The following is a 24,712-nucleotide window of genomic DNA, read 5'->3' as shown; positions in this document are numbered from 1 at the left end:
GTAATTTTGTTAAATTTTGAAATGTTTCCACGTATTGCATATTATTTACAGGGATTTTATGCAAGTTTAATCTAAGTGCTGACTTATCATATTTGGCAAAAATTGACACGATTCTCACTTATGAGATTACCTGATGTGCTATTTTTTAATTTGATACTTTCCTAAATGATGGCAAGCACAATTGGATTCGGTGAATTTATGTTAAGTTCAAAAACTTTTTCCTTACTTTCTACGGAACTGGATGAGAGTAGGTTATCAGAATCAGCAAGATTGGCCGGTTCTTTAGTTGATTCCCTGGTAGAAGGAAAGTGGTACTTTCTTACTTCAACTAATGGGCATAACTCGATTGGATCATGGAACCCAGAAAAAAACACATTCATTTCAAAATCAAACATTTCATTCCCATTGAGTATTGTTAAAGAAGCTGTCCCGCTTCACCAGCTCCTATTTTTGGAACAAAAAAAGAACCCGATAAACATAGATAGATTAAAATCGTTTAAAATCATTGTTTCTTTAAAAAAGGCAAACAACTTCATTTTAGTTAATGCTGAAGACTTAGCAATTGGCTTTCGAAATGATGATTTCGCTTACGCTTACGCTCCGTCCTGATTCCAACCCATACAAGTCCAATTGTATGGGTTAGATTATAGTCAAAAAAAACGCCAATAGAAATTCTATTGGCGTTTTTTGCTTGGTTGGTATCACTCTTTCCCTTTTGTGGGAATAACTTGTCTTTGGCAACCACCACTGCAGATGCCATCTTCGCACGTTTTACACATGGTTTTTCTCCAGTTCGTCTCGAATTGAAATCAGGAGCTTATCACTAGCAATATTTCTACCGGATAAAGCACCAACTATTTGAAGCATGGATTTGTGATCTTTATTCTGAACTGCTTTGATTACTTCTTTGGCAAGTTCATCACAAATTGAGTTTTCGATGTCTACTTGGTTTCGCACTAACTTTGATAATTTTTTCATTGTTGTCTCTCTTCTACGTACAATAGAAATGAACCAGTATAGCCCTGCATCAACGCCCGATGTATTGTAGTTCTAGCCAATACTTTTCGAACAACTTTTGGTAATGTCGATTTACCAAGTGCTCTCCGTTTATATGACCACATTCTCACAAATTCAAAAGTGCTTCTGTCAATCATTAAACCCTCCAGATTGGTACATCGAAAGTGACTACCACTGGATGCAATATCCAATAGTGTCCTAAATCGACATGAACATTAGCTTGTTGCTTGCCAATGAAAGTTAAGGAACTCGTTGATGTATTTAAAGGGAAGCAAAGCGCCCCACCAGGGAAAACTCTAACTTGGTTATTTTTGACATAAACATTGCTCATTCCGGTTTGTAACTCATCAAGTATTGGGGTGTCTCTAGAAGGGTTAGACCAGGATAGCCGAAGAGACTTTGAGTTTTTATGTTGTTCACTAATTACCAAGTCCCCTACTTCTGGATAGGTTTCTTGTCTATTTTTATAATGCTCAGTGATCGCACTGATTTTCAAGCTAAGTGTTTGCAATATTGATTCACAATCTATTGCGGTCCAAATATCTGAGCCTGAGTTATTCCACATTAAGTTTACCAAGTCAGGACAAAATTTTTCTTCTAACTTAACCTTATTGTTACCAAAAAAATCCATCCTAAGAAGGATTTCCCTAACAATTTGGGGATTAGTTTCCATTGGGTTTTCCTTGTGTGTAATTGGTATAGAACCAGAGTAAAAACGAAAATTTCGTTTATAGAGGTGAACCATATAGGTCGTTGCTGTATTCACCGATGCAACATTTTAATATTAAATATAAACCATTTTATTACTGTAATACAGAAATTTGCTCATTCTCCTAATGAGAAAGGTCATATTACGTCGATATTATGCATAAATATTCAAGAAAATAGATACGTATCATTTTTCAAGTGATTTAGCGAGTGAGGAATTGATGTCTACCTCTGCAGTTATCATACACACATGATAATTCAAATGACCCGCAATGGCGGGTCATTTGTGGAAAGTTATTGTGTCTTATTGAGGGGGAAGTTGACTTTAATAGTTGTTTGCCAAACGTCTAAAGATGTTTGTTTTACCTTAGGGGCCTCAAATTTAATGCCATGCGCTTTAAAAGAAGGTGCGTCTTTGGTTCTTTCTTTGGTTAAACTGACTAAAGCAGCCAGTAGATTTGCTTTCTCTATGTTATCAAAAGAGAATGTTGCAATTCCTTCCAGACCACAAGCATATATTGCTGTAGCGTATTCTATAAAATCTTCAGTTAAAAACTTAAGAGCCTCCAATAATTTGTCGCCTTTAAGGCAAGTTACTTCCACACTACAGTGAGCTTCAGTAGCAAATTTTCGGTCAAGTCTTGGATCGGGTTTACTCCCATTATTTCCATCGCAAACTAGTGGTATATAGGTACGTATATTCTTATAACCCATATCTAGTAAAGATTGTTTATTTTTGGTTGCATGCTCATTAGAGCTAGCATATAAAGTTACAATGTAACCATCCCCACTAGCAGGGCATGAAAACAATTCAGATAAGAACTGAGCTTTCTTTGATTGATTTTCTTGAATTAAATTCGTCAATTTTTCATCAGAAGTGCCTTCAGGTAAAATCAATTCAGCGGAAATACTTTTTGTACATTCAATAAGTTGATCTACAGATGTGATTTTTTTCATGGTATATCCTTGTGTGTTAAAGTGGCAAAGGCCGTTATTTTAAAGGGGCTAACTAGTGTCTAGTCTCTGCTCAAGCCGATACAGATATTTAATTTATATAGTAATGGTATTTAAGACTAAAATCAAAATGGTTCAAATCATTACTCAAATTACCGCTTTGCATCAAAAACTGCTTACTTTAAGTGTGCTGAATTTTTGAGATTTAAGAATTCTTGAAATTTCATTGTAAGGGATAGGTTTACTAAACAGGTAGCCTTGTAATACATCAGCCCCCAAAGACTGAAGAGTAGTTTTCTGTTGTAAGTCTTCAACTCCCTCAACAACGACTCTCATACCTAAAGATTGCGCCATTTGTATTGTTTTACCTATCACAATCTTGTATTTATCAGATTGATTGACCATTTCTGTGAATGACCTATCTATCTTTAGTTCTTTGAAGTGACCAGCTAGTAATCTTTTAAGTGATGAGTAACCTACCCCGTAATCATCAATAGAAAGATTTATGTTATTGTACTTTTCAATTTGATAGAAGACGGATGCGAGTTTTTGTTCGTCAAAAAATGACTGACTCTCAGTAATTTCGAATATAAGTTCAAACCCAAGTAAACCTGTTAGCTCATCAAGCACAGACAGTTCTTGTTCAAATCTTTGGTCAACAAGATCAGAAGCATTAACATTAACTGAAAGCCCTACTTTAAAGCCTTGATCGTACCAGTTTTCGATAGATGTTAGAGCCATTGCTAATACATTACTAAAAAGTTCGTACGAGTAACCAAGATTGAATAATTGCTGCAGAAACCTATCTGGTCCAATTACACCATAAGTAGGATGATTCCATCGAACAAGAGCTTCAACGGAAGAGATTGTACTATTATCGCAGTCATATTTAGCTTGATAGACAACAAACAACTCATCAAAGTTGAAATTGCGCTTTGCTTTAACAACGTCAAACACAGTGTCGCAAGTTTCGCACAATTTGATGTTATCGATCTCGCTTATATCTATAGTTTCATTGCATTCATCACAACGACATAGCTCACAACTGATTTCCATATATTGCTCTGTTTAATTGTAATCTCATTATTTTATCAAATGATTAGTACCTAATTACTAAACGCCGCACAATTCGTGTCACTAACTAGCGTTTCATGGTCAAAAAAAAAGTGAGGCAAAGCCTCACTTTTTTACTGCATATATACAATTCCATCCAATGGAACTTCGAATTCATTTAGCAATTCTTCAGTTACATGACCGGAGTTTTTTCTAAGTTTTTCTTCAAAAACATCCCATTCTTTGAGTATTTTAGGAGAGTATTGATTTTTAAAGTTGGCATAAACATCATTTAAGTCAACCGATTTACTTCCTTCTGGGATATCCCAGTTGGGATAGATAATTAAGGGGACAACTCCAATATCAAAGAGTTTTTCTCTTAATTTCAGCCCAGCTGCTACACCAGTTCCTCCAGAAATATTATCTTTCCTACTTGGTAGATCATTGTCGACGAGTATTAAAGCAACCTTCACAGATTCTTTTGGTACCCATGCAATCATTCCATTAGCGTCAGCTGCCATATCTACAGGCAATTTGTCATAGAAGTTTGCAGCTAGACCAACTTCTTGACCTTCACAGACTGCTTGTACAAGATCAGCACTAAAAGGCTTAATGCCTCGATTGCTGTTGTCAACGAGCTGCTTTGAAGGGGTCTTGATCTTCGGGCTTTCAGCTGTATGTAACTCACCATTAATCACCACAGAAGGCTTTAAAGGGTGGCCATTTTCATCAATAATTATCTGATGTGCATTTAGGATCTCGCCTTTGCCACCAACAATTTTTGAAACAATAGCCATATACCAACCATAATCAATACCATTTATAACAATATGAACTGATTCAGAAAATCGAATCCATTTTGTTAAAGTATCACTCATAGACGCGACATCAGGTATACCTCTACTTTGATAGTATTTTCTTGCTGGTTCAGCTTTCTTATGTGCTAATGGAACACAAGTAGCGAAGAGTTCCTTGAGCTTCTTATCTATCCAAACGTTTTTACGTAGAGCTTCATCCTTAAGTTTCTTTTCCCGATCCTCACGAATCTTATTTTGCTTCTTTTCATCTTCAGCCATTCGCTTTTGACGTTCTCGGTATTCTGCTGGAGAGATATTCGCATCCAAGCGAGGGTCATTTAATATCTCTCCCCAAGTCCAACCCATAGCGTCTTTTATAACTTTTCGGGTTTCTTTCATTTCTGCATCACCCCGTAGCCACATAAGATGGCCAATTCCAGACTTAGTACCGCAAGTATTACAAGTACCAAATGCGAAGTCATTAAACGGCTTAGGGCCCAAATTAGAAGTGCCCTTAATGGCCCTATAGTTTTTACCGTTTTTGCCAGAGTGTTGTGGGCAATCCACATGCTTATATCCACCTTGCAATGATTCGATGGCTAGACCACCACCACATCGCGAAAAGATTGCTTCGTAGTTACCCTGACATTTTTGTTCAAATTTCTGAAGAAAGATTTCTCGGGAGTTCTCTTCCATCCATTGGTTTAACGTTATTCTGTTCATATGTATATCCTTGTGTGTTGGTGCAAAGCACTTAAGCAGCCATACGTGATGAAATAGATTCCATTGCATCTCTATACTGCTTAATCATGTCGACGGTTGTTATTGTATTCACATTCGCTATGTAACCTGTTGCCAGGTTAAGTTCAGATGCGATTTTAATATTCATTTTTCGCTCTGTTATTCCAAGTTGTTTTGATTGCTGTCGGATATCCATAGTAAGGTTGGACCGCTCAAGGCGTAGCTCTTTGGAAGTTGGTACGCCGGTTGGCCATTTATCACCAATATAGGTCGATATAGAAGTAGAACAAGTCTCGCAAAAATAAACGTACTTCACTTCACGACCATGATGATGGTTAGGCGTCAGTTTACAAAACCCACTACAATCTGGGCATTGAACAGGCAAGCTCTCACAAGGATTGCTATAGCGTCCTTCTTTGATGTCTAGCATCAGATTTGCGATGTACTCCGCTTTAGCTGAGTACTCAAGTAGTGGAAATGTCATTTTCTTTGCTATGGCTACTAAGTTTGTTGGAAGGTCATTGAACTTTCCAATAGTAGTATCAGATTTAAGAAAAATATCGATTGAGAACTCTACGTAAGAATCAAGATCAACACCTTGAATCCCAGAAAATTTTAGATGCTGAATTATCATTGTTCTTAATGATTGCATCTGACGAACACGTTGACGTGCTCTAATTTGATTTGAAGTCGAGCGTCTATTACTCATAGAGGTTTCCTTGTGTGTATGAATTCATATAAAAACTGAATTAATGGCTAAGCCGAAAGGTAGAAATAGCGCAACCATAAGGTTTGTAACATTACGCGCTGAAGTTACTTATTCACTTATCATCGTAGCGTTATTTCAAAAGTTTCTCAATAGGATTAATCATTAGTTGATTAAAGATAAAAAAACGCCGCACACATATTCTGCCAATCGTTTTGTAAATTGACCAGGTCACTTTACAGTTTGACGATATATATGTTAGAGGGGACATTTCTATGACTGAGGTTTCAAACTGGTCGACGCTTGATATAGCTGTTAAACCACTTGATGAAGCAGTTCAGGTTGAGGGTATTTCGGATGAGTTGGGTAAAGACGCTCTTACTGCAGTTACCTCATTATTTGACAAAAACAGTATTGACCCTAGTTGGTCGTTCTTTAAGTCATCACCAGACATAGCTAATCTAAATATCACTATTAAAGATGATAAACTTCCCAATGAAGATCATTATCCAGCGATATTAGACGCTATATATTCCTCGCTTGGTCTCTCTCATCTTTCTCATGATGTAATCATTAATAGTAGTTCAATACGAAACACTGTTGACTGGGCTAGTCTACAAATAATATTTGAAGCAAATTTAGATGCCGAGTTACCAACCCCGCCACCAGCAAGTATTTCTACATGCATTGACATGATATTGACAGCGTTAGGGCGAAATGTAATCAATCCTATTTGGTGTTTTAGTTCAGACATACCACAGGGCCTTATCTTAAATATTGCGTTACCCGTATCGTACATCACACACGCAGCCTCAAAGTTGTCCGAAGAATTACTCAAAGAGTTACATGAAGTCCTTCTTTTTAAAAAGCCAATGATCGAGTCTCGTATTGATGCTGTTCATTTCTGCCCTTCAATCGAAGGTGTCTCTCGAAGCTCATCCGGTACTACTGGCATCAAATACTCAATTGATAAATTCTGTTATGCGGTATCTGACACATCCATTTCTTTTAATGACCTCAATAACGACGATCTGACCGATATCATTAAAGGAAACTTGAGATTGCAAGCCTCAAAACTTGCCGGTTCATCGAGATGCTTAGATGATGGAATGATATCCATCGGTTGCATTGAATATGACCCTGACACATTTCAAACCAGGAAGAATGGAAATGGAGAAGTCGCCCATTATTGCGATTTATCATTCAATATGAATGTGGATCTTACGGGACCATTTTTGTTTGGGGTATATTTAGAAAACGAAATGGGTACCCTTGTCGGTAAAGAAATATGTATGAAACGTTCGGCAGAAGATATCAATTACAATCTATCATCGTTTGGTGACATGTTTGCTAAAAGGCTCACTGGTTTGAATTACCCTTACATACAAATGCAAAAACAAACCGCGATATACTCGAGTAATGCAAAAGATAGAGAAGCGCTTGCCAAACTCTGTGAAGAGGTTGCTCATTTTATCGAATTAAGCGCCCTCACAGAAAACTTCCCTATAGAGTGTTTTAGTTTTGAACCATTGGCTGATGACAATAATAACGTTTATAAATTTGCGCTAGGTTTTCAATGCAGTGACTCTACATTGATTAATGAACTTCAATTATCTCTAAATGAGATAAGGTTCAATAACCCAGACCTTAGCTACTGGACTGACAGTTTTACAAAGCCGTTGATTATGGTTCATCCATAAACCACAGAATCACCATACCAAACTCATAAGCAATACTATTTAGTATTGCTTTTTTTTAGGTGTAATTAGTTAAAAAAAAATGCCCTCCAATGGAGAGCATTTTAGTGTTGACCAAAGTATCAGTGATTTTTATGCATGAACTGCGCCTAATGCAATTGAGCGCTTAAGCCACAGTCTATCAAGCGCATCAGCAAATGAACTGACAAAGGCTGGTTTTTCCAAGCTGTTGAACGTTTCTAATATAACCTTAAACCCTTGAGAATCGGGCACAATTGAACCAAGTTCATTCAAGTTATTTACGAGTGTTATTACTTCGCCATTTTTTACAATTCGATAGAAACCATCGTCGTAGCTTTCAAAATATGAATCCTGATTGGCTATACTTTCTACTGGAATGATTCTACGGTGGCTCATTGATTCGAATAATCTTATCTTCTGGGCTACACGATCTGCACAATCTTTCGCTGCCGCCGTCGGTAGGACGCCATAGATACTAGGACTGATTAGATTGAAAGAATAAACTTCATCAATGCCTTTGGCTCTATAGCCCCCACTATCCACTTGAATCGTATGACCCGAATGGCGAAACAAATCTGATTCGCTAAGTATCATCAATGTATTCAATGAAAGGTTGAAGTAACCTACAAGGCTATCGTCAATTTGTATGTCTACCCAATCACAATTGTATGAGCTATTAACTTGCTCACTTAGCTGTGAACTTAAAGCTTTAACGCTTGTTGGTAGTTCTAACTGTTCTATTCGAACATCCGTAGGGAATCTTTCTGTAAGGGCATTCAGAGTAGATTCGGTCAGGTTTTCAGATTGAAATGAAGCGACTTCATCTCTTGTGATATTTGCTTTTACCCATTGTCCTCTGTATCTAAACAAGCATTCATAGAAATGTTTGTTATCGGATTCAGAGAAGACAATCTCATAACCGGCGGTGAATCCGTATATCGAATTTAGTTTTGGGAGTTTATTAAATAGATCAAGAAGGTTGTCCATAATTTTTCCTTGTGTGGTTCTTGGTTTAACCAAGTGAAAAGCGCTTTAGCGTAATGGCTGCACAAAATCGTGATGACACTTAAGCCGATGTGTCTTTGTAGATGTCAAGTATACGAATCTTATTGTTTTATTACAAACACTAACTATTGGTCAAAATAGGCGGCGTTCGTATTTCTTCAAATAATTGTATTGTATTGTATTTAAAACGACTGAATAAATGGATCTATAATGGCTGATAATTGCGCGGCACACCTAGAAGCATCATGGAAGAAAGAGTACATTTTAAAAAAGGATTTTATGGGAGTAAATTTGACAAGATTTTTGGATGAAAATGAGATTAAAGAGGCTCTTGCAAAGCTAGAATCTCATACCGATGACAAAGACATAGAACTCTGGCTTGAACATTCACTAACCGACAAGTCAAAAAACTCATTAACTAACAGCATTCGGGCAAAAAGATATCGATATAACAATGCAGCCACTGCCGTTAAGAAAAAACAAATTGACCTTCATATGTATGCATGGCGCATGCTAGCAGAAATCTCAAAAGCTAAAAATATCACCCATTCCGAAACTATCGTCCTTCTCTACAATAACTATAGGGAATGTTGCGGTGCATCATTAACTGAGAAGCTAACTAAAGACGAGTTATGTGCTATAGCTATTCAAGTAGGCTCAATACCAGATTTAACCAATATTGCGCAAGGTAGTTAGGTAGTTAGGTAGTTAGGTAATCTTAACTATCTGTTTCAACTTATGACACGTTTGAACTTGTACGCTTGTCAAATTCGCAAGTTTCTTATTATCGATCCACTCAAGGGTCCTAACAGATTTAACTGGTCCAAGTCTTCTGTTGTTTCGGTAATCTTGCATGTATAAAGCATCTTTCCCTTTCAAATCACTAATGTAACGCTGTTGAGCTGTAACAATAGTTTCCACAAACATTGATACTGCTCTGAATAGCCATTTCTGAACCACTCTTTGTTCATCTGATAAGACTTTCGAATTTTGAAGGAATTCTCTAATTATTTCCAAGTCAGAATGAAAGTTATGTTCCGGTGTCCATGCCGTTTCATAGTCAAAGTTAAAATGTGTACGTAAATAGTGGTTTCTAAATCTAGCGAGCGACAAATTATATTCGCTTTCCAGGACTTCATTTAGATGGGATTTTCCTGATGCTGCACAGGTATCTTTCAACCTTTTAAGTCTAAGCGTCAATTCATCCCGATTAGTCGGAATTTGATAAAAGGCCATATCATTTTGTAGGTCTTTTAATAATGACTCATAATCTTTCATTTTTTCTGCGTCTGCTAACGGGGATGTAGATAATCGTTGGTATGAAGCCCTAAGCTCGATCCTAAGCTGATGTACCCTACTCTCAAGTGCTTTGTTGGGTGTATCGATTAAACTCTTGCTAAGGCCATCTAATAGGCTTTTCAAGTAATCTAAATCTTGCTTCTTGAGTTTTCTCTCAAGAAGTAACTTTGCTTCGATAACCTGAGTTCTTATTCTAGATAGTTTCTGTGCTTTTATCTTGCGTTTCGCTGCTGCAATTCTTTTCTCTTCAAATGAATTGCAGAAAAACTTGGATTGGGCATGCATGATAGCAAGCCTACCTTTAAACTTGTAGGTATCAGGAATTCGTTCAAAGCACCCCATTTTTCTTTCTACTTTACGCTGCTCATTTACAGTTAAACCCGTGTAAGCCAGCAATTGATAATACGCTCTCCTTACACTTTTAATTTTTTCATAAAGAGATTTCCTGTCGGCTTTTGTTCTTTCAATTGCTCTGTTATTTTTGGCGCTCAGAACCCTGCTTAGGTTTGATTCGGTATCAATAGCGTAAGGTAAGCGTTTAGTCGGAAAAGTATCCAGTTCAGCCAAGCTAACAATCGATTCTTTATAATCAGCTGAGATCTCGTTACCAATTAGTGTGTAGACTGGGTACTGGACCTTAATACTCAAGTTATTGTTCAACCGACTAGCCTTGATCGCTTCATCATCAAATATAAATGCGTTTGATTGTGGCCTGTCACTTGAGCTTCGACGGCGCACCCCATTTTTACAATTTGACCCATACATAATTAGATAAAAGGTCGTCTGATTATTTTGTTTGCAGCCAGGACTAAACAACCAAAGAAGATTTATACCTTCTTCCCTAAAAAAATGCTCTCTAGCCTGTACCAATTTTGGCGACATCCACCAGCGTGTTAACTCTATAGCCCACTTATTACCCAAAATATCAATGAAAAATATATCCGGTTTTCTGAACGTGTTCAGATCATCATCATGGCTAAGCAAATAAGGGTCTACCCTTATTGATGCGCTCTTTACAGTTGGTGATTGATAAAGTAATTCCGATAGAGTCAGCTTAGCTTTTAAATGCCACTGCCCATTCTCTCCTAGAAGATCAACCAGGTGAAACCCTTCATTTTGTTGGCTATAAAAAACGCATTCTTTTGGTTCATGGTGAGGGTCAGCCCATGCTAAGTTATGTCGAAAATGTGCCGACCCGTTCTGAGAAGCAGCTATGTAAACAAGGCCGCACTTGCAAGCACTACAACGAACATATTCTGGGTTTTGTGCAATCCGTGCTTTAACAACGCTTTGTGCTTTTTCATGGATGCCATTACCAACACGATTCAAGAAGTGAGTTGCAACGATTGGATACGAGATATCATTAACTAAAAGTTCCCAGACATTATGTTTATCGGTTGTTCGCATCTTCTAACCCTTGGTCCTTTATAATGTATTTCAGTTACTTACCAACAGGTTTGGCCATTAATAATACATTCCATTAATCAGAATGTAATTGCTGTTTTTAACTCTATAGGTACCATAATTAATATCAATGAACGCCGCAGAAACATTTCCACTCTTAGCCGTGTCAGTAAGCAAGCAAAACATCGACATGAATTTTGTCTTTCTTGGGTCCATAGACCCAAGGCCTAAAATGCTAAGTCTTCTTGATTAGTCGCCGTTACAGCTATTGTTGGCCAGATAGCCATTAATAATAACGTCATTGGCAATACATAGATTTTTATGTTTATCCCTCTTATCTAAAAAATTTCAAACAATATTATGACCAGTTAAATTGTTTTACCTTTTAAATTTGTTAATGCACATACTTTCGGTATACGCATTCTTTTTAAAATTTAGCACATGAATGGTTTGTTTAACAATCCTCCATTTGTCATTTCAAAAAAAAACCCAGCAATGCTGGGTTAGTGGTTAAAAAAGTGCAATTTGAGAGTTAATGCTTCTGAAAATCTCAATAGGTACTGTAGATACCTTCCTGATTTTCTTCACCTTCTCTGGCTCTATTAGCAAAGCATTTGCTATAGAATCAGAACCGAACATATCTTGCTGCTCCTCTTGCTCATCAATTACAGTTGCTGTGTGCTGAGTGAGTAGTTCAAGATGCTTTTCGTTAGAGATACTGTTTTCAATCAGATATCGATTGATAGTCATCAATTGTTCATTTCCCGTAAATTCATTCACCGACAGATTATCACTTGATTGGAACTTTCTAAGGATCGCCCAATTCCTATCCGATATAGCGGCATATACTCCTATATCAGACTGATTGAGTGTTAGAAAACCAGACTCCAAAATATATCGCGCCACTTCTTCTGATGGTATGTGCTGCAACTCATAGAAACGTGCCCGAACATTTTCAAGATACGCAAAGCCTGAACCTTCACTTATACTCAATCGTTTGCCAACATCGTATTTGAGATTCGCTCCAGTCGCTTGATGACGCTTAAAAAGTGGATTGCCTTCTTCAGCTAACTCTAGAAGTTCGCTACTTATATCAATCCAGCGATTTTGGTCAATGACTGGTTTTTCCTCTACTTCGATCTCAGGTATGTGATATCGAATCCCCAAGTCATGGACTTCAAGATAGTCCTTTGCAGCTGGAAAAGATTCTTGTGGGAACTCACCAGATACTGACCACTGAAAATCTATGGCTAATACATCATCAAACGAAATGAACTCAAATAGAACATTGCAAAGGTGTTCGTTTTCCTTTGATTGTTCGATATCACCCCTTTGATATGCCATTTCATGTTTTTCAGCACGTTCTCGCTCGAGTGCATCCAATGTGACTAAGTACCTAAATAATTCACGACGTGTACGGCCATTGAAGTAATTAGGTGCTACTTTTAGATACCCAATGTCCGAAACAACCCGACCTCTGAAGTCTCTTCTATTCCAATCCCAACGTATTGCAAGAAGAAATTTTCGGAACTTCAATAAACCGTTCATATATCCATAACGATCTAAATCATCAGCAATCATATTTTCAAGAGAGTTATCAGTGCCTTCCGATCCGCTGTTGGCTACGCAGTACCCACATCCGAAGCGGCTTCCACACGGGCTTTGTTTCGATGTATCTCCAAATATCACTCCACATTGCCCACCATTCGCTGAGTTATAAAGTTTAAATAACTCATCTAGATTATCGGCGTAAGTTTGAAATAAAAGATTTGGATCATCAATTGGTTTCGCTACCGAACAAAGTAGTAACCAAACGTCATCCAAATCAAAATTTGCTATTGGCGCAAATGTTTTAAAGCCAGATTCGTCAATAGAAACCGCTAATTCAGACATTTTATATTTCTCCATAGAATGTCCTCTAACTACTGACTCCGATCGGCGTGAACCAACTAAACTGATCATCTGTCCAACATTAGATTCAATACTTTTAAGAAAACGCCTCTGAGGTGTGATTTTTTCATCAACTGCACATTTACGGTCACCACCTACATAGGTTGGCAATACACCTCTACCTAACGTTGTCCATGTGAATCGACCAGATAGTTCAGGTTCGACAACAACGACCTCGATCGGTAGATTGTGTTTGGCAATGTATACCTCTAGTAAGCTAGTTTGCCCACCAACATAATTATGTATTTCAGGCATTTCCCGACGAGTGTCTGATGTAGTAACGTAACAAATCGGTACATATACACCTTCTGCTATCAGTTGCTTAACCGCCTCTAAAAACAATACAAGAACACACGTAGAGTCCTTTCCGTAACTGCATGATATTATTAAAGTATTTCCAGACCTTAATAACTCCTTAATAGATTCTATAGCCATTTTATAGATCATAAAATCTTCAAAATTTAACTTTGACATGTTATTTCCTTGTGTGTGGTGATTACCCATACGAGTAATAAGAAGTGAAGTAGGCTAACCAAGCAAAATGGCTAGCCCGTAATTATTTTTCCTTGTGCGCTATTTAGTGAATGGTATCGTCATTACATATATTAGTAAGCAAACTACACCTGCAACTGAATACAAGGCAACTTCTATTGGTTTGCCATGCAAATGAATGGTCAAAACGAAAGAGTGGTAGCCTAGATTTAAACCAATTGGGATAAGAAACTTACGTGCAACACTGAAGATTGGCTTATCTCTAAGTTTTGACTCAAGATAAATAATCAGTAATAAGCTGACGATTCCGATGTATAATACTTTTCTTAAATATGGGTGGCCAAATGCAGTTAATCCACCAATGAGTAAAATAAGTACAATTTCTTTCGCCACATTAAGCAATTATCCTCCTTGCATGTTTCTCAGGTTGTGTATTACTTGACCGAATTCTGCCTAGCAAATGGAAGCAATGTAGTGAGTGGTTTTTCTATTGCGGCAAAGTAAACTGCAGAAGTGAAATACCATCAATGTAATCTGATTTATTCATAGTGTTGCCTCACCTGTTTTTTTGCAAAACTTCACCAAGTGAAACTGTAACATTGATGTCGGTTTCCCTGCCGCTTTCCAAACAGGGTAACTCGCATTGAGGGTTATTATCGCATGATAATCTAAGCCGCGATGGGTCTGAATGGTATGATTCGACGTACTGGTTTTACCGTTGCCGAGTTCGCTGATTAGGTTTCCTATTTCCTCGTTTCCTAAGGCCTTTTCAATGGCTTCTTGAGTGTATTGATACCAATCAGCGTAATGAGTCTCTGATGCATCAACTCGACGAACATGCCAATGCTCCACTTCCTGACGAATCGCCTTATGTACTGCAACGGTTTGCTCTTCTAGTGTCTGCTCGTAATAAGCTGCTGAACAGACTACATCGAGATCAATGGTATCAAAGATTTTATCCGCTTGTTCTTGAGTAACATTTAGAGCGACTCGAATATCTTCTGGGGTAACTTCAAAAAAATTGTTCATCATGTTTTCTTCCTTTACATAATGCAGCACTAAGCTGCCAATGTGACACGGTGGCGCAATTGCTGATAAAAGGAGTTCGCTTTGTTAATTAGCGATTCAAGCAATTCGTGGATGGCCAGTTGGTTAAGCCGCGTATTCAAACGTGATAGCTGGTTCGAAATGATGCTGTAGTGTGGTTTTAACCAATCCGAAAGTAACGTCTTGTTGGCTTTGTAATTCAGAGTGAATGTGCTCAATAGGTTCTTGGACAGCTTTTCGTACAAGTTTCATAGAGATTTCCTTGTGTTAAAATTACCCTAATCGGGTGAAGTGTTAAGAGGGGCACCGCTTAATTGCGTGATAGCCTTCTGCGCCAATGCTATCTACTTGAATTTAAATATTCTCACTTAGAGCAGAACATGTAAACAACTACAGTGAAACTTATGATGCCGTTCTTAAAATTAGGTATTGATGTTTAGCTTGGGTACCATTGCAAATACCTAAACAAGTGTTGTTAAATAAGCCACCGTCCTTCACCTCAACTGCAATGCTATTCGAGATTCCTTTATCCATTCCTTCTAAGCGAGATAGAGTTCGCTTCAAATATGAAAGCCGATTATCCAGTCTACTTTGTGTTTTGGCACTAAGTGTAGAGTTAGCAGGAGAGCAATGAAGAGTAATAACATCGTCCTGACATTTTTTATTTACAAATTTAAAACTATCTACTAGAGCAAAAAAATCATCAATCAAACAAATCTCTGCTAGTAAGGTTTCTACTGCTCGATACTTCACATCGCATGGCTTACATCTTGTTAAGTCTAGTACAATATCATTATGATACTGACTCATTTTGGCATCATGTGTCTCATCGAATTTACTCAGCGCATGCTTATTGATACCACTAATGACTGCGCTATGTCGCTGGATCAATGTGTCGATTTCTTGAATGTCAATATATGACACTTCTGTTGTTAACTCATGTTTATCTAGAAAGTCTAGTATCTCCTCTCTAGACTGGGAAAGTTGTGTTATTTGAAAAACAAGCAACCTTCTTGTTTCATCCAAAAACTTGTTTGCAATCATATTACTCTCCTTTAGTCATCAGAGCTGTATCATTTAACCAAATGGCTAATTGCTCTGAATTCTCAACCAACTTGTTTGGACCTATCACAGGGTATCCTTCAAGCATTCTACCATTTGGCAATACAATGGCGGGGGTGCCACGCATACCGAAATTTGTACCCAAAACGTATTGTTCAACTATATCGTCCTGACATGTCATCAGAGACGGTTTATCTTCGGTAACAGGTTTCCCATTCTTTGCATCATGCAAAGCCTGTTTGGGGTCAACCGAGCACCAGATTTTGGCCATATCATCATTACTAAACAGTCCTACCCCAGAGCCAGGCCAAGCGTAATAGTTAACTGAAATCCCTTGCTCGTTTAATAGCGGCACTAAGGTATTGTGAAATTTAATACAATATCCGCATGTCGTATCGGTAAAGACATTGATGTGTGCTATTTCATTTATCTTTGATGGAAATGTAATTGGCTTGAATTGATTCAGAAGGGCAAGCTTCGCCCTAACTGATTGATTTGTTAGCTGATTCTTGTCATTTCTTGTTAAGATATCACCACTAATGAATGTATCCGCCTTTTCTGTTAGTTGAATAGATGCCGGTTGATTATTTTCTTTATTGATACCCTGTACATAGTAGTAATCCTCAAAATCCATCTTGACGTAAGAAACATTATCAAGGTTCACAACCTTCAATGCCTCATCTAAAGGGTTGGCTGCTACTGAAAAGGATGTCACTAACATTATTGAGGCACTCATTAATCCAATATACTTCGTAACACTCATTCAAAATCTCCATATTTGACCCACTAATAATTCAAGGCCACTTCCATATTAGTTGTATACATCACTTCATTATAATTGGTATGAACTTCTATGTCATACCCAGACATAAAAAAAAGCCCACTCAAAAGAGTAGGCTTTATTGGTTTTATGCTATAACTCACATACTTTCACTAAAGATAAGTGTGAATCAATTTCAGCATTTAAGTTCATTTCGATATTGGATTTCCCATTAGATACTTTAATAGAAAAACTAGATTTTTTAGTACAATTTTTAATAGCGTTTGCAATGTTTGCTTTAATCTGCTGCTCAACATACGGAGTTGAAAACATTATTGTCTTTAGACCATCCGCTAGATCAGCTCTTATCAAGCCAAACCCATATTCTACCAAATTTAATTTCATGCAACCTCCAGTAGATATGTGTGCTCTCCAATCTTATTGAAATACTTCATTTCCGATTGTTCTTTAATGTAACCAAGTAGATGACCATACTCGTTAATTCGACGCTCAATAACATCATCTTGGTTATTGATGACTTTGATCTTGTCATTGGGACGTGCCTTTTTCACCGCTTTTTTTATCAGCAACAATGATTCAGGGCAGATAAGATCAGATATATCTAGTTCATGTTCAGTCATAGTCTATTTCCTGTAATTCAATAACTCGCAATTTTCGTGAGTTGGTTTTGTTAAAGTATTCACAACGTAGTTGTGAGTTATGAATGAATTTACGAAGTGCTCTTTCGGCCTCTTGCAATCTAACATCACAACCAATATTGGCGTTTAGAACATCGATTTCCTTCTGACTTTCGAAGTAAAAGTTGCCAAAAAAATCTTGATAAGATTTCATAACTTCAACGGCTTGCGCCAGATCTAAGAAACTTGAGTCTTCGGATATAGAAGTAATTTTATTAAAATTGATTTTCCTTGTGTGAGGGTGTACAGATTCAAAGTCATTTATTGCTAGACCGATCAGTTCTGCACAGCTAAAAAACCACCATGGTTCATTTAGTTGAATACAAACAGATTGGCCACCACCATAAATGTGCACGACTGTATCTTCTATGTACTTAATCGTGTACTCATATTGGCCAGAATAATTCACTTTCGAGGAAGATCTGTTATTAATGCCGTTGGTGAAATATGCCGACAATCCAGCGATACTGCCTAACCAACAATTCTGATTGGTTAATGAAATATCTAATTGAATCCACAACCCTGTATCTAACTGAACTCGGTTTGTCTTTGATTCAAACTTCTTAGCAACTCCAATAAACTCTCCCATTCTGTAATACCCCATGCCCAGGTAGTTAATTACCATTCGAGGCCTCCTTTAGCCTTGCATTCGTGTATCGAGAAGAATGAAAGTAATCAAGGACGTGTTTGGGGTAATGAAGGAAGATTTTTGACACCTTCAATGTCAATTCAACATCATTTGAAGCCGAATGGACATTACAGCCAAGAACATCACCTTCATAGAGATCGTATCCAATACTTTCCAGTGATGATTGACTTAAATTGACGAGGCAGATTGAAGATGTAACCTCTTTCGGATCTCGAAAAGCATGATGATGCTTTACATCAAGCAATACTTTCGCCCATGGTTTATCTTTTGTTCCCATACGGGTTAGTTTCTTAACAACCCCCTCAATTTGTCCATTCAGTGATTCTGGGGAGTCAATAAAATCAATAGACGAAGCTCTGAATATTGGGAGTCTGTCCTCATAAGAATAGGTACCAAATACTTGGATGTTAGAACCCACCATAAAAGGCGTATCAGTGAAGTTATGCTCGATGTTGATGAGCATTCCATTATTGGACAATTTGATTAAAGCATCTGACTCTTCAGAAACAATTCCGCAAAGTTCAAAGCTATTCTTGAACAGTTTTTTGTTTAACATTTTTCGGACCCTTAAAAAAAAACCTCCGCTAGAGCGGAGGTATTTAATGGTTAAAATAGAATGTTAGTTACTTACCGACAGTTAGTAATCCATCGGTATCAGTTACTTTGAAGCCATTCCTTTTAAAGGTTGGCTCAGAAAGGTCAACTTCTTCAGTTGCAGTGAAGTGAAAACTCTCAGAAGCAAAGTCTGATTGTTTCTCCACTTTAACCCTTGTATTTTTGGGTTTTGGACTAGTGGACACCATCTTTTCTCGAGCACGACGTGCTTGATTTTCGATGTGAGCCTGACCCTTTAAGTTGCCGTTTTTATCACAGTTGTCACCAGCTCTAAAGAAGGCATAAATTGCGATATTATTCAATAACTTGAATAAAGACCGTATTTTGGCCTTCATAAAAAAATAAGTTACTATAGTGACGATAATTAGAAGTGCTAGGTGTTCTACTTGCATTGATAGAATAAACATTTTCGTTTCCTTGTGTGTTGTTCGCATACGACCCAAATGGTGTAGCAAAAAAAGTCCAATGGACTGAGGTAGTTCAATGACACGCTAACAAAGTTAGTGATTATCAGAATGTGTCGGGATAATCAATTTGCCTTTATATAATCGCAGTTCTACTAAATGTTGTCAAATTAGTGATTGCTATTTATTCAAATCGGATTCATACTAACCTTATGAACAAATACACACCATGTGTGCACACAAGGAATTATACTTATGAAAAAAAAATTGGTCCCAGCGAGTCTTTTAGGGCAAGTGGTTAGATGTCCGTACGCTGCAAGTCGTGACCGTCAAGGTGCTGTCATATCTGAAAAAGATAAGATATTGAGAGAAAAAGGCGACCAGTACCATAACTCCGTCAATGAGGCATGTGTTTCAGCTGAAAAAAACAGTTCTCGAATATTCGTGATTATCCTAGTTGTTATTGTGGTGATTGTATGTATCAGTTTATTTTGATTTTAATTTTGTTGGCAATAGCAATTGTTCTATTTACGAAATTCTTAGATTTTATTGCGGCTCTACGATATTCAGATACTCCGTTTGGATTTAGGGGGAAAAAGCTCTTCCTTGATGATTCAAAATCAAAAAGAGGGTTTGCATTTATCGATAAGAAATATGACATAGGCGCGACTCCTGATGCAGTTTATGAAACCGGATTTAGAGAAGGTACCGTTGTTGAAATTAAAGCTCGATATAAAGGTATTTATGATAGTGATATCGCACAGGCAGAAATAGCTGTACTAGCTATGGCATCTGATCCAAATATCCCACCTATTAAATACATCGTTATTTCAAACAAAACAGAACAAAAAACACTGAATGCATTGTCGCCTAAAAAAACTGCTAGAAAATACAGAAAATCTATAAGTCTTGCAAAAAGGATTTTGAACGGTAAGTTCGTAAAAGAAAGAAACCCAGATAAGAAAAAATGTCAAAATTGCCGCTATTTCGATGAATGTAAACCCTATATTAAGGATTCACTATGAGTACTATAGTTTTCAATATTCTAACTTGTTTATTTACTGGTCCTCGTTTTTTCTTTTGGGTAGGGTTTATTCCATTAGAAATTTATGGTGGTTACCACATTTTAGTATCCCTTTTTGCAGGGGTAGTCCTTATGCTCTTCTTTGCTTAAGAACACGAAAGGTACGAGTCTATTGACTCGTACCTTTCAAATGCCTATCCGTTTAGGGAGTTATTGATATTTTCTCCAGCTTTTGCAGCACTAGCTAACTTATCCTTTCCTGCTTTAGCTGCCCCCATTCCCATTTTTCCACCTTTACTCAGTAATTTAAGTAAACCAACTGCACCAGCTTGACCTACTTGAGCTGCATTTCCGGTTATATCTGCATGTCCCATCCCTGCACCAATGTTTTGACTTAACCACTTGTAAGTGAATGTCGGTATACCAATATAGATCGTAGCCGCTGCCATACCAGCTAAGAATATGCCTTGAGGTCTCATTGGATCCATTGTTGAGAAAGACGTTAACTTAGATTTCAAAATAGTAAACACTATATTGTCTATCCAAATTGCGAGTTCCAGTGCAAGCATGCCAAACTCTAGTGCCACAACAGTTCCGATCACAATCATAAGTGACCTACCTGAATAAGCATTAAAAAACAGAATGATTATAAAAAAGGATGCTACTACCCCTTGGAATATTGAAATCATCCATGGTATCAAGTCTACTGCCACACCCGCCGTACCAATTGCAATACCCCAAGCGATTATTGAACCAATTGCTGACACTAACCATGATACTGTAGATTCAGTAAACTCAAATATGCCACCCGTTACTTCAGGCAATTTTAACCGTGAAGGCGATCGTTCCATCAGTCCTTGGCCAACAGCTGACCTAAATAGCTTTTGTATTTGATAGGTTTTTAAATTATCTAAATCCTCACCAACGTACTTCAGGTCTGGTGAACCGACATTGGTTAAAGTCTGCATATATGAATTTGTACCTTCTTCACCTAATTCAATTGCTAGTGTGACTTGTCTTTGAATATAAGGGTCATTAAGTATGAGTTCTTTTATTTTATTGAAACTTGTCAAACAAGTTTGACTGATTGAATCAGAAGCTAGCATATTGTCTGCAGGGGGGATATCCCAATCAGAAATCTTGGTAGTCATTATCAATTGAGGGTCCTTAGAACCATACTGATCAACGATGTCAGGAGCCATTACACCAAACACTTTAAAATACGCATCTTCTTGAAAATCATACTCAATTGAATGATTCCGGAGAATTTTGCTTAGTGCCGGTATGTAACACTGTGTTGAAAATGCATCAACAAGTCTTTTCGTCTTTTCATTCTTTAAGTTAGTATTATCGAAGATATGTTGGTAATCACGATAACCAATTGTACAAGGCAAAGTAGCAATAACACTGTTTACTGTCGCGGTAGACAGCATATTTGTAAGGCCATATGCGAGTGTTGTGTAGCTCTCGATGTCATGCGTGAATTCAAAGCCTTCTCGAACACCTTGAACACTTTCACCTACTAAAACACGCCTATATTTGTCATTGCAACTTGTTACTTCATATTTCACGCTAGTTGGTGTTGCAACACCAACAGATTCAACAGGGGAAACCGCAACCATGACAACTAATGCCATCATCACATACCTTGTTTCAATCACAGCTAGAATCGAAGCCATGGCTTCTTCACCCGAAAGACCCGCTAGACGAGCATCTACAATAGATTTTACTGCAATCACTAAAAATGGTAACCAAATTAGGCCTGTCATTTCCAATATTTCAAACAGTCTATTGTGAATAAAGAACCCCATAGGCAGCATGAAGATATCTAGATAATCATTAGCTTGTAGCATATTCTCACCACCAACAAATAAAGATAGATAAGACAATCATATAGCTTGCTATACGAGTAAGTTGCCATTTGGTTTCCTTCTTTTTAGGCATCCCAAAATAAATTCTCATAAGCGCAAAAGGAATTATTATCATGGTTATGTTGACCGTATATCGCACTATAGGATCAAAGATGGTACTTCCAGTTAGATATGCTATAAGACCCGACAGTGCACCTAGAATACAAACTAATATTGGTGCAATAACACCGTAACGAACCACATCGGTTTTAACGTTTTTTTCAGGCTCTTCTGATTCACAACTATGGACTTTGTCATTCATATTATTGCAACCCCAATGGTTGTGGACTTCTAAAGTCTCGATACTTATCTTCGATACGTTTACGCTCATAAATTGTATTTATCCCACCAGAATTTAGAACCTGTTTTGCGTTGTACATAGTAATTACATTACTTCTTTGGGAATCTAGAAGTGCAATTTGATTATCTACATCATTCTTAACAGCTACATTGTTCGCAAATTCTGGTGATGCTTTACCGACTAACAAAGCCTGTTTAGCAAACTCAATTTTTTGAAGATGTTCAGCGGTCGCAAGGTCATAAGCCAACGAAGCAATATCATTTTGACGTTGGCTACTCTCAGTTCCCTTTAGATATCGGATTGTCGTACTACTTACGCTAGCCAGTGGGTATACAGATATTTCATTCAAGTGTGCCATTTCAATCTCACCTAATGGCCGTTCCACTAACTCGAAAATATCTTGATAATATGATATCGCAGTTTCATTTATGAGCGGGTCAATACCAAGGCCAGGATGTATTTCAATTTTTTTGCAATCTGTACAAGTTGCGATGGCAATGGAGCCAATCACGCGGTCGACATATTCCTTAAGTTCGTTTCCATCTTTGAAATACTCCTTCATACTCCTTGGTTTCATTTGGTTAATCGGCATAACTGGCTCATCATCACCAGTTACTTCAGCTATTTTATCGAAACCAAATCGAGCTGAATCGTTTACAAGGAACCTCGGGGCACCAGCTCCACCACGTTTACCATCAGGGGTATCAATACCGCCATCACCATTTAGTTCCTTTTCCGCCCCATTACTGCCGAAAAGGTCAGCAATATCGATCTTATTACCATTTTTTAGTAGTCTATTTACAGATTCCATTTCTGTTCTTTGAGCGACTTTCTGATATTCAGATTCAGGGACTGTATCGAGTAAGCGTTTTTGGGCTTGTTCACAAAGATCTTTAGCTAAATTGAATTCATCAAAACCAATAGAAATCCCGTTCATCATCATTTCGTATGTTTGAGGGCTTGCTCTTTGGAGTGCAGCGGCAGCGATTGATGCAGGGTTTATTGACCCTTTAATAGCATCGGGAATGACTTCTAAAGTCTGTTTAACCCTACCTTTGGCTTGTTTAAAGCTTTGTTGGACACTATGGATAGGGTCAAAGTTGCCACAAGTATTTGAGCCACCGATACTTGTTTCGAAAAGTTCCTGCCATTGCCCCCATTTAACAATCGAATTCGCTGCTACTGGGACATTAGGAGTAGATGTTCCTCCAGAAAGCAAATCAATCTCTTTTTGAAAGTCTGCATGTACTAACGTTGGAAAAGTCATTGCAATCACTATGAATGATTTTCGAAACATCCCTATCATAAAAAACACCTTATTATCTCAATAATAAGGTGATTAAACATTATCCATCAGTAAATTCCCTAGCCATAATCTGACTATTTAGGCGGCGTTTTATCCACTGATTAATTTCGAACCGCGACGATAACAACAAGTGTAGTTTCGCCATAAAATTTTTAAATAGTTTTGCAATTCAGAATGTGCCGAACCTTCCTGTATTGAATGCTGAAGTTCAGAAGCCATTGGTTGGCACATAACGCTAGGGAAAGGTTTAACGTTTGACCAGAGAGCTGTGTAATTAGTCATAGGAAGTACTGGCCATGAATGGCTGGTTGTACTGGTCGGGGGTAAAGTACCCAATGTCGCATGCATTCCTGACCCCATTGTTACAATATGTGCAGCCCTGTAAGCTAAGGTTGATGCTGATTTGTATGGCGAACTATTAATTGTTGTTCCTATTCGGGGGTATAGATCTCCAAATGTATCGACCAAAGGTGGACCAAGGGGTTCCGATTGATACATTGCAGTAAATCCTTCAAACATCCCGACACGCCATTCAAATGCATCTAGTAGAGAGTCGTAGTAAATATTTAAAGGTGTCGCTGGAGACTGGCACCACCCGATAGTCCCAAATGCAGTGCCATAGAATGTTGAGTATTGTAATAATGCTGGATTTCCTATTACTGTTGCATCATAGAACTTTTGACTAGAAGAGGCATTCCCGCCGCTAGAGTTTGGGTTAGCACTACCTGAAGAAGAGCTTTGTAAGCCATCGTTTGCAATACCTGCAAGATTAAGTAACTCTCCTCCTATTTCTTTAAAAATTTCCCCAGTAATTGCCGTATATCCCATCGGGGACATTACAGTATCCGATTTAACTTCGACTACTAAATCAGGATTCCAATGATTAACTTTTACAGACGACGAAAAGAAGCATCCGAATGGTGTACAAGTCATCCAAAAGCACATACCTGTCACCTTCCATTTTACACATTGAGGAGCCATGGACGCCGTGGACAATTCCATAAATGGCATAGTTGATTGTGCGTCTTCACTAGCTTGGAGTGGGGAAATTAAGCAGATAGTTAATAGAATAGAAATTATTTTTTTCATCAA

At 37.7% G+C, this 24,712-nt stretch carries 27 protein-coding genes; 4 read left to right on the top strand and 23 right to left on the bottom strand.

Features of this window, described 5'->3' with window-relative positions:
• The first annotated feature begins 165 nt into the window (after positions 1-165).
• A complete protein-coding gene (locus A1QO_RS08005; RefSeq protein ID WP_017041680.1) occupies positions 166-609 on the top strand; it encodes a hypothetical protein in 444 nt (147 codons plus the stop codon).
• A gap of 162 nt (positions 610-771) precedes the next feature.
• On the opposite strand, the gene A1QO_RS08000 is transcribed toward A1QO_RS08005, so the two are convergent.
• The 6 genes from A1QO_RS08000 to A1QO_RS07970 form a co-directional block, all read right to left on the bottom strand.
• Complete coding sequence (locus tag A1QO_RS08000) at positions 772-978, bottom strand: hypothetical protein (RefSeq protein ID WP_017041679.1); 207 nt, start codon at positions 976-978, stop codon at positions 772-774.
• A gap of 175 nt (positions 979-1,153) precedes the next feature.
• On the bottom strand, positions 1,154-1,690 hold the full coding sequence (locus tag A1QO_RS07990; protein ID WP_017041677.1) for a hypothetical protein: 537 nt from the start codon (positions 1,688-1,690) through the stop codon (positions 1,154-1,156).
• A 329-nt stretch (positions 1,691-2,019) separates the two neighbouring features.
• A complete protein-coding gene (locus A1QO_RS07985) occupies positions 2,020-2,682 on the bottom strand; it encodes a hypothetical protein (protein ID WP_017041676.1) in 663 nt (220 codons plus the stop codon).
• A 162-nt stretch (positions 2,683-2,844) separates the two neighbouring features.
• Entirely contained in the window at positions 2,845-3,735 is an 891-nt protein-coding gene (locus A1QO_RS07980) for an EAL domain-containing protein (RefSeq protein ID WP_017041675.1), read from the bottom strand.
• Positions 3,736-3,866: 131 nt separating this feature from the next.
• On the bottom strand, positions 3,867-5,252 hold the full coding sequence (locus A1QO_RS07975; protein WP_017041674.1) for a hypothetical protein: 1,386 nt from the start codon (positions 5,250-5,252) through the stop codon (positions 3,867-3,869).
• A 31-nt stretch (positions 5,253-5,283) separates the two neighbouring features.
• Positions 5,284-5,979 (bottom strand): hypothetical protein, encoded by a 696-nt coding sequence (locus A1QO_RS07970; RefSeq protein ID WP_017041673.1) that lies wholly within the window; start codon positions 5,977-5,979, stop codon positions 5,284-5,286.
• A gap of 272 nt (positions 5,980-6,251) precedes the next feature.
• Here A1QO_RS07970 and A1QO_RS07965 point away from each other — a divergent pair, with 272 nt between their 5' ends.
• Complete coding sequence (locus A1QO_RS07965; RefSeq protein WP_017041672.1) at positions 6,252-7,676, top strand: hypothetical protein; 1,425 nt, start codon at positions 6,252-6,254, stop codon at positions 7,674-7,676.
• A gap of 129 nt (positions 7,677-7,805) precedes the next feature.
• Here A1QO_RS07965 and A1QO_RS07960 read toward each other — a convergent pair whose 3' ends face one another.
• Positions 7,806-8,681, bottom strand: a complete 876-nt coding sequence (locus tag A1QO_RS07960; protein WP_017041671.1) for a hypothetical protein — start codon at positions 8,679-8,681, stop codon at positions 7,806-7,808.
• Positions 8,682-8,909: 228 nt separating this feature from the next.
• Between A1QO_RS07960 and A1QO_RS07955 the strand changes: the two genes are divergently transcribed.
• Positions 8,910-9,395, top strand: coding sequence for a hypothetical protein (locus tag A1QO_RS07955; RefSeq protein ID WP_017041670.1), 486 nt, complete (start codon positions 8,910-8,912; stop codon positions 9,393-9,395).
• A 12-nt stretch (positions 9,396-9,407) separates the two neighbouring features.
• Here the strand turns inward: A1QO_RS07955 and A1QO_RS07950 are convergent, their stop codons facing one another.
• From A1QO_RS07950 to A1QO_RS07900, 12 genes are all read right to left on the bottom strand, one after another.
• The gene (locus A1QO_RS07950) at positions 9,408-11,405 is read right to left on the bottom strand and encodes a hypothetical protein (protein WP_017041669.1); all 1,998 of its coding nucleotides are present in this window, start codon (positions 11,403-11,405) and stop codon (positions 9,408-9,410) included.
• 507 nt (positions 11,406-11,912) lie between these two features.
• Positions 11,913-13,826: a phosphoadenosine phosphosulfate reductase family protein gene (locus A1QO_RS07945; protein ID WP_017041668.1), complete on the bottom strand. Its 1,914-nt coding sequence runs from the start codon at positions 13,824-13,826 to the stop codon at positions 11,913-11,915.
• A gap of 99 nt (positions 13,827-13,925) precedes the next feature.
• Positions 13,926-14,237, bottom strand: coding sequence for a hypothetical protein (locus A1QO_RS07940; RefSeq protein ID WP_141707123.1), 312 nt, complete (start codon positions 14,235-14,237; stop codon positions 13,926-13,928).
• A 150-nt stretch (positions 14,238-14,387) separates the two neighbouring features.
• Entirely contained in the window at positions 14,388-14,876 is a 489-nt protein-coding gene (locus A1QO_RS07935) for a hypothetical protein (protein ID WP_017041666.1), read from the bottom strand.
• Between the two features lie 120 nt (positions 14,877-14,996).
• Entirely contained in the window at positions 14,997-15,143 is a 147-nt protein-coding gene (locus tag A1QO_RS20400; RefSeq protein ID WP_017041665.1) for a hypothetical protein, read from the bottom strand.
• 150 nt (positions 15,144-15,293) lie between these two features.
• Positions 15,294-15,935 (bottom strand): hypothetical protein, encoded by a 642-nt coding sequence (locus tag A1QO_RS07930; RefSeq protein ID WP_017041664.1) that lies wholly within the window; start codon positions 15,933-15,935, stop codon positions 15,294-15,296.
• Between the two features lies 1 nt (position 15,936).
• Positions 15,937-16,716 carry a DsbC family protein gene (locus A1QO_RS07925; protein WP_017041663.1) on the bottom strand — a complete coding sequence of 260 codons (780 nt, stop codon included), beginning with the start codon at positions 16,714-16,716 and terminating at the stop codon, positions 15,937-15,939.
• Positions 16,717-16,866: 150 nt separating this feature from the next.
• Positions 16,867-17,118, bottom strand: a complete 252-nt coding sequence (locus tag A1QO_RS07920) for a hypothetical protein (RefSeq protein WP_017041662.1) — start codon at positions 17,116-17,118, stop codon at positions 16,867-16,869.
• Positions 17,115-17,354 carry a sulfurtransferase TusA family protein gene (locus tag A1QO_RS07915; protein ID WP_017041661.1) on the bottom strand — a complete coding sequence of 80 codons (240 nt, stop codon included), beginning with the start codon at positions 17,352-17,354 and terminating at the stop codon, positions 17,115-17,117. The genes A1QO_RS07920 and A1QO_RS07915 overlap by 4 nt, the downstream gene beginning before the upstream one ends.
• Positions 17,347-18,036: a hypothetical protein gene (locus A1QO_RS07910; protein WP_017041660.1), complete on the bottom strand. Its 690-nt coding sequence runs from the start codon at positions 18,034-18,036 to the stop codon at positions 17,347-17,349. Before A1QO_RS07910 ends, A1QO_RS07915 begins: the two co-directional genes overlap by 8 nt.
• Entirely contained in the window at positions 18,026-18,616 is a 591-nt protein-coding gene (locus A1QO_RS07905) for a hypothetical protein (protein ID WP_017041659.1), read from the bottom strand. Before A1QO_RS07905 ends, A1QO_RS07910 begins: the two co-directional genes overlap by 11 nt.
• Before the next feature lie 67 nt (positions 18,617-18,683).
• On the bottom strand, positions 18,684-19,082 hold the full coding sequence (locus A1QO_RS07900) for a hypothetical protein (RefSeq protein ID WP_017041658.1): 399 nt from the start codon (positions 19,080-19,082) through the stop codon (positions 18,684-18,686).
• Between the two features lie 473 nt (positions 19,083-19,555).
• Between A1QO_RS07900 and A1QO_RS07890 the strand changes: the two genes are divergently transcribed.
• Positions 19,556-20,104, top strand: coding sequence for a hypothetical protein (locus tag A1QO_RS07890; RefSeq protein WP_017041656.1), 549 nt, complete (start codon positions 19,556-19,558; stop codon positions 20,102-20,104).
• 193 nt (positions 20,105-20,297) lie between these two features.
• Here A1QO_RS07890 and A1QO_RS07885 read toward each other — a convergent pair whose 3' ends face one another.
• The 4 genes from A1QO_RS07885 to A1QO_RS07870 all read right to left on the bottom strand — a co-directional run bounded on the left by A1QO_RS07885 (position 20,298) and on the right by A1QO_RS07870 (position 24,709).
• Positions 20,298-21,956, bottom strand: coding sequence for a conjugal transfer protein TraG N-terminal domain-containing protein (locus A1QO_RS07885; protein WP_017041654.1), 1,659 nt, complete (start codon positions 21,954-21,956; stop codon positions 20,298-20,300).
• 4 nt (positions 21,957-21,960) lie between these two features.
• Complete coding sequence (locus A1QO_RS07880; protein ID WP_017041653.1) at positions 21,961-22,275, bottom strand: hypothetical protein; 315 nt, start codon at positions 22,273-22,275, stop codon at positions 21,961-21,963.
• A 1-nt stretch (position 22,276) separates the two neighbouring features.
• The gene (locus tag A1QO_RS07875; protein ID WP_017041652.1) at positions 22,277-23,620 is read right to left on the bottom strand and encodes a hypothetical protein; all 1,344 of its coding nucleotides are present in this window, start codon (positions 23,618-23,620) and stop codon (positions 22,277-22,279) included.
• Positions 23,621-23,710: 90 nt separating this feature from the next.
• Positions 23,711-24,709 carry a TraU family protein gene (locus A1QO_RS07870; protein ID WP_017041651.1) on the bottom strand — a complete coding sequence of 333 codons (999 nt, stop codon included), beginning with the start codon at positions 24,707-24,709 and terminating at the stop codon, positions 23,711-23,713.
• Positions 24,710-24,712: the final 3 nt, after the last annotated feature.

Source organism: Vibrio genomosp. F10 str. ZF-129 (assembly GCF_000287055.2).
Taxonomy (GTDB): Bacteria; Pseudomonadota; Gammaproteobacteria; order Enterobacterales; family Vibrionaceae; genus Vibrio.
Note: the sequence above shows the minus strand (reverse complement) of the source record. Positions and strands in the feature narration are given on the sequence as shown.

Excerpts from the sequence above, each read along its gene's own strand:
- A1QO_RS08005 (WP_017041680.1), top strand. The coding sequence starts at position 166 with ATGATGGCAAGCACAATTGGATTCGGTGAATTTATGTTAAGTTCAAAA.
- A1QO_RS08000 (WP_017041679.1), bottom strand. The coding sequence starts at position 978 with ATGAAAAAATTATCAAAGTTAGTGCGAAACCAAGTAGACATCGAAAAC.
- A1QO_RS07990 (WP_017041677.1), bottom strand. The coding sequence starts at position 1,690 with ATGGAAACTAATCCCCAAATTGTTAGGGAAATCCTTCTTAGGATGGAT.
- A1QO_RS07985 (WP_017041676.1), bottom strand. The coding sequence starts at position 2,682 with ATGAAAAAAATCACATCTGTAGATCAACTTATTGAATGTACAAAAAGT.
- A1QO_RS07980 (WP_017041675.1), bottom strand. The coding sequence starts at position 3,735 with ATGGAAATCAGTTGTGAGCTATGTCGTTGTGATGAATGCAATGAAACT.
- A1QO_RS07975 (WP_017041674.1), bottom strand. The coding sequence starts at position 5,252 with ATGAACAGAATAACGTTAAACCAATGGATGGAAGAGAACTCCCGAGAA.
- A1QO_RS07970 (WP_017041673.1), bottom strand. The coding sequence starts at position 5,979 with ATGAGTAATAGACGCTCGACTTCAAATCAAATTAGAGCACGTCAACGT.
- A1QO_RS07965 (WP_017041672.1), top strand. The coding sequence starts at position 6,252 with ATGACTGAGGTTTCAAACTGGTCGACGCTTGATATAGCTGTTAAACCA.
- A1QO_RS07960 (WP_017041671.1), bottom strand. The coding sequence starts at position 8,681 with ATGGACAACCTTCTTGATCTATTTAATAAACTCCCAAAACTAAATTCG.
- A1QO_RS07955 (WP_017041670.1), top strand. The coding sequence starts at position 8,910 with ATGGCTGATAATTGCGCGGCACACCTAGAAGCATCATGGAAGAAAGAG.
- A1QO_RS07950 (WP_017041669.1), bottom strand. The coding sequence starts at position 11,405 with ATGCGAACAACCGATAAACATAATGTCTGGGAACTTTTAGTTAATGAT.
- A1QO_RS07945 (WP_017041668.1), bottom strand. The coding sequence starts at position 13,826 with ATGTCAAAGTTAAATTTTGAAGATTTTATGATCTATAAAATGGCTATA.
- A1QO_RS07935 (WP_017041666.1), bottom strand. The coding sequence starts at position 14,876 with ATGATGAACAATTTTTTTGAAGTTACCCCAGAAGATATTCGAGTCGCT.
- A1QO_RS20400 (WP_017041665.1), bottom strand. The coding sequence starts at position 15,143 with ATGAAACTTGTACGAAAAGCTGTCCAAGAACCTATTGAGCACATTCAC.
- A1QO_RS07930 (WP_017041664.1), bottom strand. The coding sequence starts at position 15,935 with ATGATTGCAAACAAGTTTTTGGATGAAACAAGAAGGTTGCTTGTTTTT.
- A1QO_RS07925 (WP_017041663.1), bottom strand. The coding sequence starts at position 16,716 with ATGAGTGTTACGAAGTATATTGGATTAATGAGTGCCTCAATAATGTTA.
- A1QO_RS07920 (WP_017041662.1), bottom strand. The coding sequence starts at position 17,118 with ATGAAATTAAATTTGGTAGAATATGGGTTTGGCTTGATAAGAGCTGAT.
- A1QO_RS07915 (WP_017041661.1), bottom strand. The coding sequence starts at position 17,354 with ATGACTGAACATGAACTAGATATATCTGATCTTATCTGCCCTGAATCA.
- A1QO_RS07910 (WP_017041660.1), bottom strand. The coding sequence starts at position 18,036 with ATGGTAATTAACTACCTGGGCATGGGGTATTACAGAATGGGAGAGTTT.
- A1QO_RS07905 (WP_017041659.1), bottom strand. The coding sequence starts at position 18,616 with ATGTTAAACAAAAAACTGTTCAAGAATAGCTTTGAACTTTGCGGAATT.
- A1QO_RS07900 (WP_017041658.1), bottom strand. The coding sequence starts at position 19,082 with ATGTTTATTCTATCAATGCAAGTAGAACACCTAGCACTTCTAATTATC.
- A1QO_RS07890 (WP_017041656.1), top strand. The coding sequence starts at position 19,556 with ATGTATCAGTTTATTTTGATTTTAATTTTGTTGGCAATAGCAATTGTT.
- A1QO_RS07885 (WP_017041654.1), bottom strand. The coding sequence starts at position 21,956 with ATGCTACAAGCTAATGATTATCTAGATATCTTCATGCTGCCTATGGGG.
- A1QO_RS07880 (WP_017041653.1), bottom strand. The coding sequence starts at position 22,275 with ATGAATGACAAAGTCCATAGTTGTGAATCAGAAGAGCCTGAAAAAAAC.
- A1QO_RS07875 (WP_017041652.1), bottom strand. The coding sequence starts at position 23,620 with ATGATAGGGATGTTTCGAAAATCATTCATAGTGATTGCAATGACTTTT.
- A1QO_RS07870 (WP_017041651.1), bottom strand. The coding sequence starts at position 24,709 with ATGAAAAAAATAATTTCTATTCTATTAACTATCTGCTTAATTTCCCCA.